Annotated in this window: 18 protein-coding genes; 7 read left to right on the forward strand and 11 right to left on the reverse strand. The window is 60.9% G+C overall.

Annotated elements, in window-relative coordinates; translation table 11 throughout:
- Window positions 1-3: 3 nt before the first annotated feature.
- From ald to K5E80_RS07300, 10 genes are all read right to left on the reverse strand, one after another.
- Window positions 4-1125 (reverse strand): alanine dehydrogenase, encoded by a 1122-nt coding sequence (ald, locus tag K5E80_RS07255; protein ID WP_220635521.1) that lies wholly within the window; start codon window positions 1123-1125, stop codon window positions 4-6.
- A 424-nt stretch (window positions 1126-1549) separates the two neighbouring features.
- Window positions 1550-2440: an RnfABCDGE type electron transport complex subunit B gene (rnfB, locus tag K5E80_RS07260; RefSeq protein ID WP_220635522.1), complete on the reverse strand. Its 891-nt coding sequence runs from the start codon at window positions 2438-2440 to the stop codon at window positions 1550-1552.
- A gap of 4 nt (window positions 2441-2444) precedes the next feature.
- The gene (locus K5E80_RS07265; protein WP_220635523.1) at window positions 2445-3272 is read right to left on the reverse strand and encodes an electron transport complex protein RnfA; all 828 of its coding nucleotides are present in this window, start codon (window positions 3270-3272) and stop codon (window positions 2445-2447) included.
- A complete protein-coding gene (rsxE, locus tag K5E80_RS07270; RefSeq protein WP_220635524.1) occupies window positions 3265-3906 on the reverse strand; it encodes an electron transport complex subunit RsxE in 642 nt (213 codons plus the stop codon). Before rsxE ends, K5E80_RS07265 begins: the two co-directional genes overlap by 8 nt.
- Before the next feature lie 109 nt (window positions 3907-4015).
- On the reverse strand, window positions 4016-4912 hold the full coding sequence (locus K5E80_RS07275; protein WP_220635525.1) for an RnfABCDGE type electron transport complex subunit G: 897 nt from the start codon (window positions 4910-4912) through the stop codon (window positions 4016-4018).
- A complete protein-coding gene (locus tag K5E80_RS07280; protein WP_220635526.1) occupies window positions 4909-5907 on the reverse strand; it encodes an RnfABCDGE type electron transport complex subunit D in 999 nt (332 codons plus the stop codon). Before K5E80_RS07280 ends, K5E80_RS07275 begins: the two co-directional genes overlap by 4 nt.
- Window positions 5904-7271, reverse strand: coding sequence for an electron transport complex subunit RsxC (gene rsxC / locus K5E80_RS07285; protein ID WP_220635527.1), 1368 nt, complete (start codon window positions 7269-7271; stop codon window positions 5904-5906). Before rsxC ends, K5E80_RS07280 begins: the two co-directional genes overlap by 4 nt.
- 11 nt (window positions 7272-7282) lie before the next feature.
- On the reverse strand, window positions 7283-8281 hold the full coding sequence (locus K5E80_RS07290) for an FAD:protein FMN transferase (protein ID WP_220635528.1): 999 nt from the start codon (window positions 8279-8281) through the stop codon (window positions 7283-7285).
- A gap of 276 nt (window positions 8282-8557) precedes the next feature.
- Entirely contained in the window at window positions 8558-8845 is a 288-nt protein-coding gene (locus K5E80_RS17155) for a hydrogenase/urease maturation nickel metallochaperone HypA (RefSeq protein WP_220635529.1), read from the reverse strand.
- Window positions 8846-9011: 166 nt separating this feature from the next.
- Window positions 9012-10415 (reverse strand): S8 family serine peptidase, encoded by a 1404-nt coding sequence (locus K5E80_RS07300; protein ID WP_220635530.1) that lies wholly within the window; start codon window positions 10413-10415, stop codon window positions 9012-9014.
- A 39-nt stretch (window positions 10416-10454) separates the two neighbouring features.
- Here K5E80_RS07300 and K5E80_RS07305 point away from each other — a divergent pair, with 39 nt between their 5' ends.
- The gene (locus tag K5E80_RS07305) at window positions 10455-10970 is read left to right on the forward strand and encodes an RNA polymerase sigma factor (RefSeq protein ID WP_220635531.1); all 516 of its coding nucleotides are present in this window, start codon (window positions 10455-10457) and stop codon (window positions 10968-10970) included.
- Window positions 10967-11716, forward strand: a complete 750-nt coding sequence (locus K5E80_RS07310) for an anti-sigma factor family protein (protein WP_220635532.1) — start codon at window positions 10967-10969, stop codon at window positions 11714-11716. The genes K5E80_RS07305 and K5E80_RS07310 overlap by 4 nt, the downstream gene beginning before the upstream one ends.
- A 146-nt stretch (window positions 11717-11862) precedes the next feature.
- On the opposite strand, the gene K5E80_RS07315 is transcribed toward K5E80_RS07310, so the two are convergent.
- Window positions 11863-12690: a hypothetical protein gene (locus K5E80_RS07315; protein ID WP_220635533.1), complete on the reverse strand. Its 828-nt coding sequence runs from the start codon at window positions 12688-12690 to the stop codon at window positions 11863-11865.
- 215 nt (window positions 12691-12905) lie between these two features.
- Between K5E80_RS07315 and K5E80_RS07320 the strand changes: the two genes are divergently transcribed.
- From K5E80_RS07320 to K5E80_RS07340, 5 genes are all read left to right on the forward strand, one after another.
- Window positions 12906-14684: an NAD(P)H-dependent oxidoreductase subunit E gene (locus tag K5E80_RS07320; RefSeq protein WP_246590906.1), complete on the forward strand. Its 1779-nt coding sequence runs from the start codon at window positions 12906-12908 to the stop codon at window positions 14682-14684.
- Between the two features lie 111 nt (window positions 14685-14795).
- A complete protein-coding gene (locus K5E80_RS07325) occupies window positions 14796-15515 on the forward strand; it encodes a 2Fe-2S iron-sulfur cluster-binding protein (protein ID WP_220635534.1) in 720 nt (239 codons plus the stop codon).
- Window positions 15512-16054 carry an NADH-quinone oxidoreductase subunit B family protein gene (locus K5E80_RS07330; protein WP_220635535.1) on the forward strand — a complete coding sequence of 181 codons (543 nt, stop codon included), beginning with the start codon at window positions 15512-15514 and terminating at the stop codon, window positions 16052-16054. Before K5E80_RS07325 ends, K5E80_RS07330 begins: the two co-directional genes overlap by 4 nt.
- A 102-nt stretch (window positions 16055-16156) precedes the next feature.
- Complete coding sequence (locus tag K5E80_RS07335) at window positions 16157-17617, forward strand: Ni/Fe hydrogenase subunit alpha (RefSeq protein WP_220635536.1); 1461 nt, start codon at window positions 16157-16159, stop codon at window positions 17615-17617.
- Window positions 17618-17759: 142 nt separating this feature from the next.
- A complete protein-coding gene (locus tag K5E80_RS07340) occupies window positions 17760-18218 on the forward strand; it encodes a hydrogenase maturation protease (protein ID WP_220635537.1) in 459 nt (152 codons plus the stop codon).
- Window positions 18219-18253: the final 35 nt, after the last annotated feature.

The following is an 18253-nucleotide window of genomic DNA, read 5'->3' on the forward strand; positions in this document are numbered from 1 at the left end:
TTCCTATTTTGCCCCGATGCTCGCCAAAGGCTCGACGAACTCGTAGCCGAGCGCGGCCGCTACCGGTGCGCAGGTGACGTCGCCACGATGCACGTTGAGGCCCATGCGAAGGTGGGCATCGTCTTGCAGGGCCCGCCGATAACCCTTGTCGGCAAGCGTCAGGATAAAAGGCAGGGTGGCGTTTGTCAGCGCAAAGGTGGAGGTGCGCGCCACGGCGCCCGGCATATTGGCGACACAGTAATGGACGATGTCATTGACAACATAGGTGGGCCGGTCATGCGTCGTCGGCCGGCTGGTTTCGAAACAGCCGCCCTGGTCGATCGACACATCCACCAGCACCGAGCCCGGCCGCATGTGCGCCAGTTGGTTGCGCGTTACAAGTTTCGGCGTAAAGGCGCCTGGTACGAGTACGGCACCGACGACCAGATCGGCTTCGAGCGCATATTCATCAATAGCTGCTGCGGTCGACAGAATGGTACGGATACGGTTGCCGTACCGCGTGTCGAGAAAAGCCAGCCGTTCCAGCGAACGATCCAGCACCGTGACATCGGCCCCCAGGCCCACCGCCATCTGCGTCGCGTTGTAGCCGACCACTCCACCGCCGATGATCGTGACCCGTCCCGCCGCCACACCCGGCACGCCGCCGAGCAGAACGCCGGCGCCACCATGCGATTTCTCCAGGCAGGTAGCGCCGGCCTGTATCGACATGCGGCCCGCCACTTCGCTCATCGGTGCCAGCAGGGGCAGCCCGCCGCCAGGCGAGGTGACAGTTTCATACGCAATCGCGATACAGTCCGAGGCGACAAGGGCTTTCGTTTGTTCGGGATCGGGCGCAAGGTGAAGGTAGGTGAACAATACCTGCCCTGCTCTCAGCAACCGAAGTTCCTGCGGTTGGGGCTCCTTCACTTTGACGATCAGTTCAGCCTGGGCGAAAACCGGGTCGGCCGAGTCGACCACTTCGGCACCGGCCTCGGCGTACTGCTGATCGGCTAGCCCCACGCCGCTGCCGGCGCCTGTCTGCACGAGTATGCGATGGCCGCGATTGGCGAGTTCGCGTACACCAGTGGGTGTCATGCCAACCCGGTATTCGTTGTTCTTGATTTCCTTCGGCACGCTAATCAGCATTCCCGCCTCCATGAATCAACCTGGAAAAAGCAGTCAGCCACAGAGGACACAGAGTGCACAGAGGAAAAAAGGGTTGTTGCCATTACCTCCCTCACCCAACGGGTGAGCGTGGGGAGGTTGGCTTTGAAGGCTTTTCTCTGCGACCTCTGTGTCCTCTGTGGCTTGCTTTTGCCGTTTTTAAAATCAATGTTCCGAGATGAAGGGTAACGGAACAACATGGGCGGGTGCATGTCTTGCCGCAACCTGATGCTGAAAAAATATTGCTTCATTGGTGCATCGTGCCACTATGCGAATGGGAGGGCAACCCTGCGCTTGGGTCATGGCCATGCGGAGCAACAATTGGGGGCGGCAGTTCAAGGGAACTGCCGCCCCGTCGAAGTCAGACACAGGCGCGGCCCGATGCCGCCAACCCGCGGGGGGATGGCTACGCCGCGGCTTCTTCAGATTCTGCTTTGGCGGCCTTTTTCGGCTTGGGCTTGTTGGCGTCCGGCTGCTGGCCCGGATGGTGAATGATGTCGGTGGGGCAGACCGTGACACAGATCTCTTCGCAACTCGGGCCATACGCCATGCAAGCGAGGTGGTCGATTTCCAGGCCGGTGGCGGTCATGGTAATGGCATGGGCAGGGCACTTTTTGACGCAAGCCAGACATTGGATGCAGCCTACCTGGCAGGTGTCTTTTACCGCCTTGCCCTTGTCCTTGGACTGACAGGTGAGCGCTACCCGGTGCTGGCGCGGATAGCTGACCAGGCACGCCTTCGGGCAGACGGGGAGACAAAGGCCGCAGCCCGTGCATTTTGCATAATCGATCTCGACAATGCTGGATTCGCCGATTCTCATGGCGTCGAACGCGCACACACGCACGCAGTCGCCCAGGCCCAGGCAGCCATATTTGCATGCCTTGGCGCCGCCGAACGTCAGGCTGGCACCGAGGCAGGTGTGGATGCCATCGTACTCGGCCTGCTTGCGCGCCACCGAATCGTTGCCGGAGCAGCGCAGCATGGCTACCACTTCCTTGATTTCTCCCATGGTCTTGTGGGTGATTCGGGAGATGTCGACGGCAACGACCTTGCCTCCCGGGGTACACAAGGACGGCGAGACATTCTCGTCTTCGACCACCTTCTCCGCATAGGTCTGGCAGCCGGCATAGCCGCAGGCGCCGCAGTTGGCGGACGGCAGGTTCTCGCGCACCTCCTCAACCAGCGGATTGACCGGGACATGAAACTTGCGCGCCGCGCTGGCCAGCGCGATACCGAAAAACAGGCCAAGCGTCGTGAAGACGAGGACGCCCCAGAGTGCAACGTGTAGCAGGTCCATAGCGTTATGCCACCTTCAAACCGGAGAAACCGAGAAAACTCAAGGCGAACAAGCCGGCGATGATAAAAGCAACCGGCAATCCCTTGAACACCAGCGGCACGGGCGCCATATTCACCTTCTCGACGGCGCAGCTCATCAGGAACATGGCCAGGGCAAAACCGGCGCCGGCGCCCAACGACAGCCCGAAGGCCTGCAGCATGGTTGCGTCGCTGGTCGCGTTGAGCAAAGGCACCGCCAGGATGATGCAGTTGGTGGTGATCAGCACCAGGTAGATGCCGAACTTCTTGTGCAGAATCGGGTTTACCTTTTTCAGGATCAGGTCGGTGGCTTGTACCAGGCAGGCGACGATACCGATGAAGGCGATGATCTGCATAAACTCCAGCTTCAGCGGCACCAGGGCGAAGGTATTGAGGGCCCAGGCAATCATGCCGGAGAGCACGCCGACGATAGTGAAAGTGATGCCCATGCCGATCGCTGTGTCCTTGTTCTTGCTAACCCCGAAGAACACGCACAGCCCCAGATAGCGGGTGAACACGAAGTTGTTAATCAAGGCCGAGCCGATGATCACAGAAATCACCAGGGTCAGAGGCGACGGTGCGATCTCCCAGGACTGGCCCACGCCCTTGACTGTCAGCTGGTAATGATCCCCCTTGTTAAGCGTCTCAGCGGTGGTCAGCACGAAACTGTTGGACTGCGTCGCCGGCTTGACGGAGACCACAGCCAGCGGAAGGTCAGCATCCGCGCTACGCACCAGGCGTATCGCCGTCACATCGACAGGCAGCGCGCCCTCGACCAGAACTTCGTGGGATGAGACTACAGTTGCATCAGCCATGTGCTCCTCCGCCTGAGGGCAGCTTGTGGCCCCGCTTGACATCGACCCAATTGAACATGGCCATGATCAGGCCAATCGTGAAAAAACCGCCGGCCGGCAGTACCACCAGCAGCAGCGGCTTGAACGGCAGCACGGCGATGCCGAAAATGCTGCCGCTGCCCAGCAGTTCGCGGAAAGCACCGGCCAGCACCAGGCCGACCAGAAAGCCCAGACCCATGCCCAGGCCATCCCAGAAGGAGGCCACGACGCTGTGCTTCATGGAGAATAGTTCCATGCGCGAGATGATGATGGCGAAGGCCACAATCAGCTTCACGTACAGCCCGACCTGCTGGTAAATGTCCGCGAAATAGGCGGCCAGGATCATGTCCATGGCGCTCACCCAGATGGCGATAAGGAGAGTGAACACCGGTATGCGGATCTTCGGGTTGATGATGTGTTTGACCAGGGAGCCGGACATGCTCGATAACACCTGCACCACCAGCACGGCAACTCCGAGCATCAGACCATTCTTTACCGCGGTGGTCACCGCCACGGCCGGGCAGAGGCTCAAGGCCAGCCGGAAAATGGGGTTCTCCTCGAACAGGCCACGCATCAGCATGGTCGAGACTGGTGGTGGCGGACGATTGGAACTCATAGTGCCTTCTCTCCAACCCTCTTCCCGAGGAAGAGGATAACGATGGTTCGCCGCTGCGCGGCTCCATATGCTGGCTGCGCCGTCCTTGGGACGGCCCGGCGGACAGCGCTCATAGATATTTCCCCACGATGTTCATCCGTTTGCGGAAGTTGCCGAGGGCAGCCTTGACGCCGACAGTGACTGCCGTGCTGCTGATGGTAGACCCCGTAATGGCGTAGATGTTTGGATTCTTCGGCAGCATTTCCTTATATTTCTCCAGCCAGGGACGGAACGGCATGTCGCCGAGTTGCTCCAGCGCAAGCTGCCATTCCTTGGGCATCGGATCCTTGGTGACGGAAATCTTTTCGATGTCGTCGAAGCTCCTGCCGGCGAACTGGTTCTTGAAGTAGCGCTGCACGATCTCGGCGCCCAGACCGGGATCTTCCTCGTGCTCGATAATCTCCACGCCCTGTACTGTGAAAGCCGAGTCGATGGCCATGAAAAAACGCACCCAGGTCTTGAAGCCCAGCGTGACGCCCTCGACGACATAGCCGGCAGGCTGCGACCCCTCAATGCCGACAAAGAAGCGGCCGGCGTACTTGATGTGCTCCGGGTTGGCGGCCTTGACCTGCTTCTTCACCCACTCATCCTTGACCTCGCCGGCGCTGGCGGCGGCGATATCGCCCGGCACGTCAAGGACAGCAACTTCCTTGCCATCCAGTTCCAGTTGCGCGAGCCTCTTGCCGGTCAGGTAGATGACCTGCATGTCCTTGCCCTCGCCCGTCAGGTAGCGGCGTACTTCCTGAATCCTGGCCTGCGGAGTCAAGCCGAGCAGGCCGCGGATCATGGTTTCCTCGCGCATGTGCAGGTTGTGTTCCTTGGCGGGCTGGGTCACGAAATACAAGCCGCCGAGGATCATGGCCGCAACCAGGCACACAACGGTGAGGCCGGCGGCGATGATTACCATCTCGCGCACGCTGGGCGGCGTCTGGTTTGCTACTTTGGGCTTGTCAGGGATACAGGTCATGACGGTGCTCCCTCGGCAGCAAGGCGCTTGGGCCTGAACCAGTCGTTCAGCGCCGGGGTCAGTATGTTCATTAGCATGATTGCATAACAGATGCCTTCTGGGTAGCCGCCCCAGTTGCGGATAATGCCGGTGAGCAGACCAATGCCCAGGCCGAAGATGATCTGGCCGCGGGGCATGGTCGGGCTGGTCACGTAATCGGTCGCCATGAAAAAGGCGCCCAGCCACAATCCCCCGGACAGCATGTAGAGTCCCGGCGCTGGCGAGAAGGGCGCCATCAACGCGACCCCGGCCAGGATGGAGAGCGGAATGTAAAGTTTGATGATGCCCTTCCAAAGCAGGAAGGCCGCGCCCAGAATAATCATCAGTACCGACACTTCGCCGATCGAGCCGGCACGCATGCCAAGGAAGAAGTCCAACCACAGTTTGCCGCCGTCGGGAATCGCGGCCAGTATCTTTGTCAGCGCCTCCGAGCCGCCAAGCTTGATCTGCGCCAGTAATGTGGCGGAAGAGACGGCGTCGACATTGCCCAGTGCCGGCTTCAGCCAGCGCGTGGTCATCTCCACCGGAAAGGTCGCCATCATCATGGCGCGCCCCACCAGCGCGACGTTGAAGATGTTGTAGCCAAGTCCGCCGAATATTCCCTTGGTGAAAATCAGCGCCAGCATTCCGCCGATAAACGGCATCCATATCGATATCCCCGGCGGCAGGGTGAAGGCCAGCAACAGGCCGGAACACACCGCCGAGCCGTCAGCGATGGTCGAAGCGGTCTTGGCAATGCGGCAGACGGCATACTCGGCAACAACGCAGCCGAGGATCGCGGACAGGGTGATGGCGAGCACCGCCCAGCCAAATACCGCCCAGGCCCAGAGCAACGCCGGCAACAGCGACAGGTTGACCGTCCACATGATTTGGGCGGTCGAACGGCCGGAGAATATATGCGGGCCGCTGGACAGATGCAGGGTTGGAGAAGATTCGCTCACTGGGGTTTCGCTCACTGGGGTTTCCTCTCATGGCGACGATAGGCAGCCTTGGCCACCTGCATGAATTGCACCAAGGGGCGGTGGGAGGGGCAACTGTAAGAGCAGCAGCCGCACTCGAAACATTCCTTCACGCCGAAACGTTCAGTCTCCAGGGGGCGCCCCACCTCCATGTACTGGGATACGCGATTGGGCTCCAGCCCCATGGGACAGGCGTCCAGGCATTCGCCGCAGGAGATGCAGGGCTGGTAACTATTGAGATTGGTCTCGGCCTCGGTCAGGAACAGCAGGCCGCTGGTTCCCTTGGTTACCGAAACGCCGAGATCGGCGATGGTGCGTCCCATCATCGGGCCGCCGATCAGTATCTTGGCCACGTCGCCGTTGTAGCCGCCACAATGGGCGAGGATATCTTCAACCCGGGTGCCGATCGGTACCCTGAGGTTTTTCGGGGTCTTGATGCCCAGGCCGGACACAGTCAGTACGCGCTCGATGACCGGCTTCTGATTGCGGATCGCTTCGAGGCATGCATAGGCGGTGGCCACGTTCTGCACCACCACGCCGACATGCAGCGGCAACCCCCCCTTGGGTACGATGCGGCCGGTCAGCGCCTGCACGAGCTGCTTCTCGGAACCCTGCGGATAACGGGTCTGCGTCACCACCACGGTCATCTTGACCGGTGGATCCATCTTGTCCAGGCCCAGTTCGGCGATGGTCTGGCGCATCTTTTCGGCCGCCGGCTGCTTGTTGTCCTCTATGCCGATGACACATTTGGAGACGCCGATGATCTTGGCGATCAGCCAGGAGCCGAGCACGACCCTGTCGCTTTCCTCCAGCATCAAGCGGTAGTCGCAAGTGAGATAGGGTTCGCACTCCGAGCCGTTGATGACCAGGGTGTCGACCTTGGCATCCTTGGGCAAAGTCAGCTTGCGATAGGTGGGGAAGGCCGCGCCACCAAGACCCACCACACCGGCGTCGCGGATGCGTTCGAGCATCTGCGCAACGGGTAGCGCTTGCCAGTTGGCCTGCTCGGCGAAGTCAGGATCGCCATCGCCCGGTTTGGCGAGAATGGAGATGACAGTGTCGTAGACCAGCGACGCATGGGGGCCGGTTTGCACGCTCTTGACGATGCCGGTGAACGGCGCATGCACCGAAACCCCGCCGCCGGGCACGGTCGCGATGACATCGCCGCGTTTCACCATTTGCGCCTTGGCCACCAGCGGTTCCGCCGCCGGGCCAAGAGCCTGACTCACCGGCAGGTACACCGTGGTCGGAGTGAAGGTCTCGATTGCCAGGTTCTCGGTGATTTCCTTATGTTCGTCGGGATGGATGCCGCCGCGCGAGAAGGTCGGAAGATCTGATTTATGCAGGCTAAAAAAGCTCATCCGTCTGTACCTCAGGCCTTCACTGTGGCAACGACACCTTGCGGCGTAACGAATATCGCCTGTTCACCGCCGCCGGCCTTGAGAATCGCCTGACGCTTGTCGACCGGGGCCATCAGCATGGTGGCGGACAGGCCGTCGGCGGCAAAACCGGATTTGGCTACCACCGAGACGCTGAACATGGCCGGCGCCGTCCCGCCGGTGCGCGTGTTGAAGATGTGAGTGAAGCGTCCCGCCTTGTCGAGAACGGTGCCGTAGCCACCGGAGGTGGAGACACATCTATCGACCACGTCGAGACTGGTGATCGTCTCGGTCCGGGCAACCGGATTGGCTATGCCGATGCGCCAGGCCGAACCATCGGGCTTGGCTGAAAAGACACGCGGCTCGCCCATGTCCACCAGCATGCGATCGAAGCCGTGTGCGCGCAATTGGTCGGCGACACGGTCGGTAATGTAGCCTTGGGCGCCGGCGTTCAAAGTCAGGCCCATGCCGGGACGAGCGAAGGCGATACGGCTGGAGGCGCGATCCACCTCGACCTGGCGCCAATCAACCAATGCCAGGGCCGCGGCAAGCTCGCGCGCCGATGGTCCATCCGGGTCGGGGTTGGCGGCAGCAAAATGGTTGGAATAGAGATTCCAAAGCGGCTGCACGGTCGGATCGTAAATGCCGTCGCTGATCTTTGCCAGGGATAGCCCACGCTCCAGCATGGTCATCAGGTCAGCCGGGGCATTATCGAGTTTGCCTTGATGATTGAGCCGGGAAATCGCGCTATCTGGGCGATATATGCTGAAGATCGCTTCCTGACGGCGCAATTCAGCCAGTGCCGCGGCAATGGCTTGTTGCGCGACAGCCTCGTTGGCGTGGTAGAGCTGGATCGAGGCCGGCCCTCCGAGGGCTGTGCCCTCCCATTGCGCCAACTGGGCCTTGGCCCTGCCCGCTTTTAGCAGTAAGGGCAGGCCGGCGGCAGCGGCGGCGAAAGTGATGAAGCGGCGGCGGGACACGGCGACGGGCATGATAGCAACCTCAAGAGGATTGTTTTTGGTCTGACAAAATTGCATGACTTCATTTAATAAACACTGCGGCTCAATAAAGTTTTTTTGCCTTCTGTTCTCTTTTTTTAGTTTTCAAGCCGGGCAGGATTATGCTGCCAATTTTTCCTCGTATATTGTTCTAGATCATATATTGGGGAAATTACTTGATGAAATACCTGCATAAAGACAAAGGGTAAAGCTCCCCCTGTCGCGTGAGCATTGAACACGAGTGCCTACTACTCGGCCCACCTGGTGGCGTCAGAGGATCGAGACAAATCTCATCTGTCGCAACAGCCTGAAAAAAAGGAACCGCAGGCTGTGCCTATCGTCACTATCACCGTCCAATTCTACAATCCGCATTCCCATGCCCCGCAACATCTTGAACGGATGCGCACCGCATTGCGGACAACAATCGTACGTCGTTTCCTTCGCTACGCTCGCGCCGCAGGACGGACATACGCCCGCACCGTCGATGTCGTGTATCTCCAATCCAGCCCCGTCAAGGCAAGACTCGCGCGCCGCAAAATCGAATGCAACGCAGGGCATCCGGCGCCATGCAGGAGAGCCGGCCTATTTCCATAAATACGGTCTTCACCCGCACAAAGTTCTCGCCCAGCACCGTATCTTCGATAAACTCACAACGCTTTCGACCAAACAGAGTTCGTGCATGGGTGAAATCCTTGCCGGCAGACGGCATTACCTTCGTAGCGTCTCATTGTGAAGGCGCAACGCGGATTTCCTTGCCGACGAGTCCGTAGCCATAGATGGGGTCCTTGCCGGGAGGCCCCAAATCGGTTGCGCCACGAACAAGCTGCGCCAGCGCCTGCCGTGCCGTTGTATGCCCAGGCTCGTCGATCAGGAGCGCAAGCAGCCCCGCCACCACGGGTGCGGCAAACGAAGTACCGCGAACGCTGGCATACCCATGTGGTATATTCGCTGCCACCATGTCGGCACCTGGAGCGGCGAAGGCTACCTGCGGCCCGCGTGCCGCTTCAGGCAGCACCAACCCTGCCGCACCGACCGCCGTGACCCCGATGACACCCGGATACGACGCGGGATAGAGCGGAGCCGCCGCCGGACCGTCATTGCCTACCGCGGCCACGATGAGATGCCCGCGCGCAATCATGCTGGCGACGATGCGTTCGAGGATTCGATTGGGCGGCCCGACCAGGCTGACATTGATGACCGGGACATGTTGGCCCGCCAACCATGAGAATGCATTGGCAATCGCATCGACTGATCCGCCCGTGGGTTCAGCGCAGTAGACGTCGGCGGCATAAAGTTCCGCCCCCGGCGCGGCGCCGTGAAATCGCGCCGCCCTGCCCACCATGATCGAGGCGACTGCCGTGCCATGCGCGCTGACTACCGTGCGCCCGCGGCAACCGTCGCGCTGAATGCGAGCCACCCTCAATGCATCGACGTTGCCATCGACACCGCCATCGATGAGGCCAATTCTGCGGTACAAATTGGCTGTAGCGGCCTGCGGCGCGGCGGTCGGCGCGGTAGCGGCGCCCCTGCCTGCCAGCGTGGTCAGCCCGCCTTCGCCATAAAGATGATTGAAGTCGAACGCGTCGTCCGGCGCCAGTTCGCGCAAACGCTTGAGTCCGTCCAATGTGGATACGCCCTCCTTCGGGCGCAACACGACGGTGCCCGCGTCGAGTTCCGGCAGCGCGCGCTGCCGGATTATGTTGAAGCCTTCCGCTCGCGCCTTTTCGAGCAGGGCGGAAGATGGCAGGTAAGCCACGATCTCGTTGCGGATCACCGGATTGCCGTTGGGATCGGGTTCCAGCCTGCCGCCATACCGGCGCAGGAGATCGCTATTTTTGCGCAGCCGCGAGCCCTGCAAGTCGAGTCGCTCCAGGCCGGTCGTGGCTCGGGACGATGCCGGGCCGATGTCCGACGGGACGTTAAGCGGCAGCGTCGGCATCTGCAAGGGGGGTAAATGCAGTTGCGCACGCGCAGAGCCTGCCGCCAGCAAGCAGGCAAGCAGCATCCAGCGCGCCGCCGCGCGTGCCGAGGAAGTGCCGGACGTTTCGGCGGAGGATGCGAGACGGTGTGTTCTCATGCCGGAAGAGCAGATAATGATGTCCATATATACGCCAAACGAACGGGCCATGGAAGAAAATCCCTGTGTGATTCGTTTTATCGTTAACACATGAAAGATACGGTCGAAGACCCGCGTGCCGATATCGCCGGATTGTTGCCACGGCTGCGGCGGTTCGCACGCGTGCTCACCCGCAACCGCGAGGATGCGGATGATCTGGTTCAGGTGGCCGTCGAGCGCGCCTTGAGGCGCACCGATCAATGGCAGCCGGGGTCGCGGCTGGACAGCTGGATTTTCAGGATAATGAAAAATGCATGGATCGATGAAGTGCGAACGCGGGCAAGACGCAACAGGGTTTTCTCCCACGAGGAAGAAGGCGAGCATATCGACGTGTCGTACAACGAGCAGCATATCAATGCGATGGCGGTACGCAAGGCGATGGAACAACTGAGCGACGATCACCGCCTGGCCATCGGTCTGGTCCTGGTGGAAGGACTTCCATACAAGGAAGCGGCCGAGGTGTTGAACATTCCGGTCGGCACCTTGACCAGCCGCCTTTCGCGCGGCCGCGAAATCTTGCAGGCGATTCTTTCCGGCGGAGAGACGCGCCATGAGGGGCTGCCATGAAATTCTCCGAAGAAACCCTGATGGCCTATGTGGATCAGCAACTGGACGCCGATACACGCGCGGCTGTCGAGGCCGCGATGGCCATGGATTCTGAGCTTGCGCGTCGCGTCGCACGTCATGTGGCGCTGGCCGGCAACATCCGCGCGGCCTTTGATCCGGTGCTGCGCGAAACAGTGCCGGTACGCCTGCTGAACGCTGTCGCAGCAAGCGCGGAGCACGGCGCGGCCGAGGTTATCGACCTCGCGCAGCAGCGCCAGGCGCAACGCAGCCGGCCGGTATGGCGCTGGTCGTGGCCGCAATGGGGTGCGATTGCGGCAAGTCTGGTGGTGGGCGTCATTGCCGGCCGCTTCAGTGGTCCGGATATCGAACCGGTGCAATTCGCCATGGCGGACGGCCGCATGGTTGCGCGCGGCACACTGGAACATGCCTTGTCGGCGCAACTGGAGAGCGCGCAACCGGACAATGCTCCAGTCAGGATCGGCATCAGCTTCATGGCCAAGAGCGGCGAATACTGCCGCACTTTTGCGCTCGCGCAGGGTTCCGCCGGACTGGCATGCAGGACCGGCAAGGATTGGCGTCTGCAGGTTTTGGCCCAGGCCGCAGCGGCACCGCCTGCCGCCATTTATCGTATGGCGGGAAGCGATATGCCCTCGGCCGTCATGCGGGAAGTGGAAGCCGCGATTATGGGCAGCCCGCTCGATGCAACTGAGGAGCAGTCGGCCCGGCAGCGCGCCTGGCGCAAGTAAGCGCCCTGCATCTCCTTCACAGCAAGAGCGTGGCAACAGGGTCTGAACAGGCATGAGTTCCAAATACGAAGAAACTCATCGTCCCCGTTGTGCGGGGGACGATGAGTCTCAGTGATGCTACGGCTCGCTGTGCGATACCGCAGCCGTTAGCGCATGCTGGAGGACATGTCAGCGTCGGCCGATCCCGACGATCCGGCAGAAGCATGCGCCCCGATGGAAGCAGATGATTCCAATCCGGCATTGCTGCTCGCCTTGCCGGGCCTGCTGCCGGTGCGGGTCACCCGCGACGACGCGGCATCAGGCACGCCCCGTGCCGATTTTGCAGTACCGGCTGCTGCCTTGGTCGAGTGGTTGGCTGTATTGCGTGCCACAGCCCCTGCCGGCGCCTTGCCCTTGCCCGCTGTGTAGTCCGCAGCATCAAGAGTGGCGTTGCTACCCGTGTCGATACTGCCCGCCGCTGATCCAGCCGCGGTCACGCTGGCGCCTTGCGCGGTATCGGCAGCGGATTTCGCCGCGTCGCCAGCATCATGGACTTTCGAAACCACCGGACCCTTGGTCTTGTTGATGGCGCCGTGTGTTTTATCAACCAGCCCGCTGCCTTTTTGCGTGGCACTTTGCAGATTGGAGGTGCGTGGCCCGGCATCTCCGTTGACTGTGCTGCTGACATTGCCGGCGATATTACCGCTTGTGTCTGCGCCGATCTTCCCACCGTTCCCGGCGTCGGCGGCACCCTGCGCCGTAGTGCTGGCGTTGCCCGCCGCGCCGACCTCACCACTTGGCTTATTCTTTAGGCCCGGGAGGCGTTCGTTCACCATCCCGTTAAAGCCGCCACCGGCACCAATCCCGGCACCACCCAATGCGCCGCCACCCAAAGAACCGCCGCCAATCCCGCCTAGCAGGCCTGCGTAAGTGGGAATGGAGAAAGCAAGGACACCGGCCAGCGCGCCACTTGCCAAAACATATCTGGATTTCATGGTCAATCTCCTTGTAAAAGGCCGCGGACAATCCGCGTTACCTGTATCGAGAACGACAGGGACACAGGGTTTCTTCCATCCCTGTAGAAATATTTTTGGATCGGCGCCAATCTTCCGGGTTTTGACCTGATTCAATTCCATGTTGATTCCGCGCAATACCCGCGTAGCCTGAATGCGCTAGCCTGACATTGAATCGCCATCAGGAGACATGACTGGTGACAGCACATTTGAATCACATCCTCGAACGCCACGGCCACGATGGAACACGGCTGCTGGAAATCCTGCGCGAGACGCAGGATTTGCTGGGCTGGCTGGCGCCGGAAACCATTGACACCATCGCCACGGCCATCGGCTGGCCACGAGCGCGGGTGGAGAGTACGGCAGGGTTCTACAGTTTCTTCCACACCCGCCCCCTGGGCAGGTACCGGGTGCTGTTCTCCGACAATATCACCGACCGCATGCTGGGCAATCGCGAGTTGATGCAGGCCCTGTGCAACAAGCTCTGGCTGGAACCGGGACGCGTCTCGGAAGACGGACTGGTCAGCGTGGATGCCACGTCCTGTACCGGCCTGTGCGATCAGGGGCCGGCGGCTCTGGTGAATTACCGCGCGATCTCGAATCTCACCTCCGATCGGATCGACACCATGGCGGAACTGATCCGCAGCGAGACTCCCGTCGCCGAGTGGCCTGCCGATTGGTTCCGGATCGAAGACAACATCCGCCGCCGCGACGTCCTGCTCAACTACGACCTTGCTCCCGGCGCAGCGCTGGCGGCGGGACTGGCGCGCGGCGCGACAGAATTTCTCGATGAGGTCAAGCGCTCCGGGCTGCGCGGCCGTGGCGGTGCAGGTTTCCTCACCGGCCGGAAATGGCAGTCCTGCCGCATTGCGCCGGGCGCAGAACATTATGTAGTGTGCAATGCCGATGAGGGCGAACCGGGTACCTTCAAGGACCGCGTGCTGCTCACTTCATATGCTGATATGGTATTCGAAGGAATGACGCTGGCCGGCTTTGCCATCGGCGCGAAGCAGGGGCTGCTTTATTTGCGCGGCGAATACCGTTACCTGCTCGATCCGCTGGAGGCTGCGTTGACGCGACGGCGTAGCGCGGGTCTGTTGGGAACAAATATTCAAGGCAAGGACTTTGACTTCGACATCGATATCCGCCTCGGTGCCGGCGCCTATATTTGCGGCGAGGAGTCGGCATTGATTGAATCGCTCGAAGGCAAGCCGGGCAAGCCGCGCATCCGCCCGCCCTTCCCGGTGACTCACGGCTACCTGAATCAACCGACCATAGTGAACAACGTCGAGACGCTCGCCGCCGCCTGTCTGATCGCCAAGCATGGCGGCACGTGGTTCGCCGCCATCGGCAGCGCTAGCTCAGCCGGCACCAAACTGCTCTCGGTGTCCGGCGACGTGGCGCGGCCCGGCATCTACGAATATCCTTTTGGCATCAGCATCACCGAAGTGCTGGCCGATGCCGGTGCACTCAATACGCTGGCGGTGCAGATCTCGGGCGCGGCGGGCAATTGCCTGGCCGACAACGAGTTCGGCCGCCGCATCGCCTATGAAGACGTGCCCACCGCTGGCTCCTTCATGGTCTTCAACCACGGCCGCGACATGTTCGACGTGGTGAGCAATTTCGTCCATTTCTTCGCCCACGAGTCCTGCGGCTTCTGTACTCCCTGCCGGGTTGGCACCGCGGTCAACCGGCGCCTGATCGACAAGATCGCCGCCGGCCACGGCTCGCCTTACGATATCGACGAGATGTTCAAGATGCACCGCCTGATGCAGGGCACGAGCCACTGCGGCTTGGGCAACTCGGCAACTACAGCCCTGTTCGACATACTCTACAAATTCAAGCCCACCTTTGAGCGGCGGCTCCAGTCTCTCGATTTCGAGCCGCGCTTCGACCTTGACTATGCCCTTTCCGAGGCGCGGCGCATGACCGGGCGCGACGACGCCGGGGCACATTTGACAGATGAGAAATCATGAACCTCCGCCACCAAGACACCAAGGACACAAAGATGCATCAAGAAAACCTTTCAAGAATTTCTTGGTGCCGCTTGGTGCTCTTGGTGCCCTGGTGGTAAAAGATTTTTACTCATGAGCGCGCAACAAATCTTCTTTCTCGACAACGAAGAGGTTTCCTTCACCGAAGGGCAAACCATCATCGCGGCGGCCAAGGCCGCGGGCAAGTACATTCCGCATCTGTGCTGGCATCCGGACTTCGCTGCCCACGGTTCCTGCAAGCTTTGCACGGTCAAGCTGCTTGACCCTCATGGCGACCGTTTCGTTTCCGCCTGCACCACGCCGGCTGCCGCGAACATGATCGTGGAAAACCACAGCCTGGAACTCGACCACAAGCGCCGCACCCTGCTCCAGTTGCTGTTTGTCGAGGGCAACCATTTCTGTCCCTCCTGCGAAATAAGCGGTTCATGCAAGTTGCAGGCCACCGCCTATGATGTTAGCATGATGACGCCTCATTTCGATCATTTCTACCCCGACCGTCCGGTGGATGCCTCCCACACCGACGTGCTGCTCGATTTCAATCGCTGCATCATGTGCGAACTGTGCGTGCGCGCCAGCCGCGACGTGGACGGCAAGAATGTGTTTGCCTTGTCGGGGCGCGGCATCAAATCGCATCTGATCGTCAACAGCGCCAGCGGCCGTCTGGCCGACACCGACTTTGCCGTCACCGACCGTGCCATGACCGCGTGTCCGGTCGGCGTCATCCTGCCCAAGGCCCAAGGCTTCAAGGTCCCGATCGGCAAACGCCGCTACGACGTACACTCCATCCACGAAGTCGAGGAGGGCGAAACATGACGGGAAAGTTCCGTGTCGCCACCGTCAGCCTCGCCGGCTGCTTCGGCTGCCATACATCGCTGCTCGACATCGACGAGCGCCTGTTGCAACTGGTGGAACTGGTGCAGTTCGATCGTTCGCCGCTGAACGACATCAAGCAACTTGGCGACTGCGATCTCGGCTTCATCGAGGGCGGCGTCTGCAATGCGGAAAACGTGCATGTGCTGCGCGATTTCCGCCGCCATTGCCGCACGCTGGCTGCAATCGGTGCCTGTGCCGTGAACGGCGGCCTGCCGGCGCAGCGCAACCATTTGCAGTTGAGCGGGATCCTGGAAGAGGTCTATGTCACCGGTACCGGCCTGGCGCCGGGCAGCCGCATTCCCAACGATTCCGAACTGCCGCTGCCGCTGAACAAGGTGCACGCGATCCACGAAGTGGTGAAGGTCGACTATTTCCTGCCCGGCTGCCCGCCCTCGGCCGATGCGATCTGGAAATTCCTCACCGACCTGATCGCCGGACGCACGCCCGCGCTGCGCCATCCGCTTCTGCATTACGACTGACAAACCCATGAGCCACAGAGGACACGGAGGTCACAGAGACAAACCCGATTGGCTTTGTTTTGTTTTTTCTCTGTGATCTCTGTGGCTAAAAGGTTTTAGCCCATGACTGAACTCGAAACTGCCGCCGACACCCGCAATCTGCGCCGCGTCGCCATCGACCCGGTATCGCGCGTCGAAGGCCACGGCAAGGTAACGATCCTGCTTGACGACAACAACCAGGTGCATCAAGTACGCCTGCATATCGTCGAGTTCCGCGGCTTCGAGCGCTTCATTCAGGGCAGACCCTATTGGGAAGTGCCGGTGATGGTGCAGCGCCTGTGTGGCATCTGCCCGGTGTCCCACCACCTGGCGGCGTCAAAGGCGTTCGACATCGTGGTCGGCGCGCGGCAGCTCACGCCCACCGCGGAAAAAATGCGCCGCCTCATGCACTACGGCCAGATCCTGCAATCGCACGCCCTGCACTTCTATTACCTGGCATCGCCCGATCTGCTGTTCGGCTTCGATTCCGAGGTGGCGAAGCGAAACATCGTCGGCGTCGCGGCGCGCTATCCGGATATCGCCCGGAAAGGCATCCTGCTGCGCAAATTTGGTCAGGAAGTCATTCGCATCACGGCCGGCAAGCGCGTGCATGGCACCGGCTCGGTGCCGGGCGGCGTCAACAAGTCGCTGTCGCAGGAGGAGCGGGCCGAACTGATGAAGGACGCCTACCAGATGGTGGCCTGGAGCCGGGAAGCGGTAGACATCATCAAACAACTGCACCGGCAAAACCGCGCCCTCTACGATACCTTCGGCGCCTTTCGCTCCAGCTTCATGAGCCTTGTCGCTCCCGATGGCAGCCTCGACCTCTACCACGGTACGTTGCGCGCACGCGACGTCGACGGCAAGATCATTTTCGACCAGGTGGATTACCAGAACTATGAGCAGATCATTACCGAGGAAGTGAAGCCCTGGAGCTACATGAAGTTTCCCTTCTTCACCATCCTCGGCCCCGAGGCCGGCTGGTACAAGGTCGGCCCCCTGGCGCGAGTGCAGAACTGCGACAGCATCCCGACCCCGCTGGCCGAACATCAGCGGCGCGAATTCGTCGACTATGCCGGCGGCAAGCCGCTGCATGCCACCCTGGGCTACCACTGGGCGCGCATGATCGAAATGCTGTTCGCCGCCGAAACCATCAAGGATCTGCTCCATGACGATGATCTGGAAGGCACCGACCTGGTGGCAAGCGGCGAGCGGCAAAAGGAAGGCGTCGGCGTGATCGAGGCGCCGCGCGGCACTCTGTTCCATCACTACCGCGTCGGCGACAACGACCTGGTGACCATGGCCAACCTGATCGTCTCCACCACCAACAACAACCAGGCAATGAATACGGCAGTGCGCGAGGTGGCTAAGAAATACCTCAACGGCCGCGAAATCACCGAGGGCCTGCTCAACCACATCGAAGTCGCGATCCGCGCCTTCGATCCCTGCCTCTCCTGCGCCACCCATGCGCTGGGGCAGATGCCGCTAGAGGTCAGTCTGGTCGATGCGGAAGGCACATTGCTTGATCGCAGAACCAAAGCATGAACAGTGATAAGAGACCAAACAGGAATCTTTACCACCAAGACACCAAGAACACCAAGCAGCACCAAGAAATTCAGAATCGGTTTTACTTGGTGAACCTTGGTGTCCTTTGTGCCTTGATGGTGAAAGGTTTTACGCATTCAAGATGACAAAGCCAATCCTGATCTTCACCTGGGGCAACCCGAGCCGCGGCGACGACGCGCTGGGCTCTCTGCTGGCGGAGCGTATCGAAGCGCTGGCGCTGCCTGATGTCGAATGCCTCACCGATTTCCAGTTGCAGGTGGAACATGCGCTCGACCTGCGCGGCCGCCGCCGCGTGCTGTTCGCCGATGCCAGCCGCGCCATCGGCGCACCGTTTCGCGTCAGCCGTATTGCACCCGTGCGCAACGCCAGCTTCAGCACGCACGCCATGAATCCGCACGCGGTATTGCAGGCCTATGTCGATTTTGAAGGCGTTTCGCCACCGCCCTGCACGCTGCTCGAAATGGGCGGCATCGACTTCGAACTCGGCGCAGGACTTTCTGCCGCGGCGCAACAACACCTGGAAGCCGCGCTATTGTGGGTTATTGGCTGGATTAATGATCCACGTCAACCACGTCAATAATCGGTCCACCGCGACGTGGAAATAAAGGGGTAAAC

Source organism: Georgfuchsia toluolica, assembly GCF_907163265.1.
GTDB classification, from domain to species: Bacteria; Pseudomonadota; Gammaproteobacteria; order Burkholderiales; family Rhodocyclaceae; genus Georgfuchsia; species Georgfuchsia toluolica.

Bases quoted from the DNA above. Each gene is read 5' to 3' on its own strand.
- ald (WP_220635521.1), bottom strand. From the start codon at position 1,125: ATGCTGATTAGCGTGCCGAAGGAAATCAAGAACAACGAATACCGGGTT.
- rnfB (WP_220635522.1), bottom strand. From the start codon at position 2,440: ATGGACCTGCTACACGTTGCACTCTGGGGCGTCCTCGTCTTCACGACG.
- K5E80_RS07265 (WP_220635523.1), bottom strand. From the start codon at position 3,272: ATGGCTGATGCAACTGTAGTCTCATCCCACGAAGTTCTGGTCGAGGGC.
- rsxE (WP_220635524.1), bottom strand. From the start codon at position 3,906: ATGAGTTCCAATCGTCCGCCACCACCAGTCTCGACCATGCTGATGCGT.
- K5E80_RS07275 (WP_220635525.1), bottom strand. From the start codon at position 4,912: ATGACCTGTATCCCTGACAAGCCCAAAGTAGCAAACCAGACGCCGCCC.
- rsxC (WP_220635527.1), bottom strand. From the start codon at position 7,271: ATGAGCTTTTTTAGCCTGCATAAATCAGATCTTCCGACCTTCTCGCGC.
- K5E80_RS07290 (WP_220635528.1), bottom strand. From the start codon at position 8,281: ATGCCCGTCGCCGTGTCCCGCCGCCGCTTCATCACTTTCGCCGCCGCT.
- K5E80_RS17155 (WP_220635529.1), bottom strand. From the start codon at position 8,845: ATGCCCTGCGTTGCATTCGATTTTGCGGCGCGCGAGTCTTGCCTTGAC.
- K5E80_RS07300 (WP_220635530.1), bottom strand. From the start codon at position 10,415: ATGGCCCGTTCGTTTGGCGTATATATGGACATCATTATCTGCTCTTCC.
- K5E80_RS07305 (WP_220635531.1), top strand. From the start codon at position 10,455: ATGAAAGATACGGTCGAAGACCCGCGTGCCGATATCGCCGGATTGTTG.
- K5E80_RS07310 (WP_220635532.1), top strand. From the start codon at position 10,967: ATGAAATTCTCCGAAGAAACCCTGATGGCCTATGTGGATCAGCAACTG.
- K5E80_RS07315 (WP_220635533.1), bottom strand. From the start codon at position 12,690: ATGAAATCCAGATATGTTTTGGCAAGTGGCGCGCTGGCCGGTGTCCTT.
- K5E80_RS07325 (WP_220635534.1), top strand. From the start codon at position 14,796: ATGAGCGCGCAACAAATCTTCTTTCTCGACAACGAAGAGGTTTCCTTC.
- K5E80_RS07330 (WP_220635535.1), top strand. From the start codon at position 15,512: ATGACGGGAAAGTTCCGTGTCGCCACCGTCAGCCTCGCCGGCTGCTTC.
- K5E80_RS07335 (WP_220635536.1), top strand. From the start codon at position 16,157: ATGACTGAACTCGAAACTGCCGCCGACACCCGCAATCTGCGCCGCGTC.
- K5E80_RS07340 (WP_220635537.1), top strand. From the start codon at position 17,760: ATGACAAAGCCAATCCTGATCTTCACCTGGGGCAACCCGAGCCGCGGC.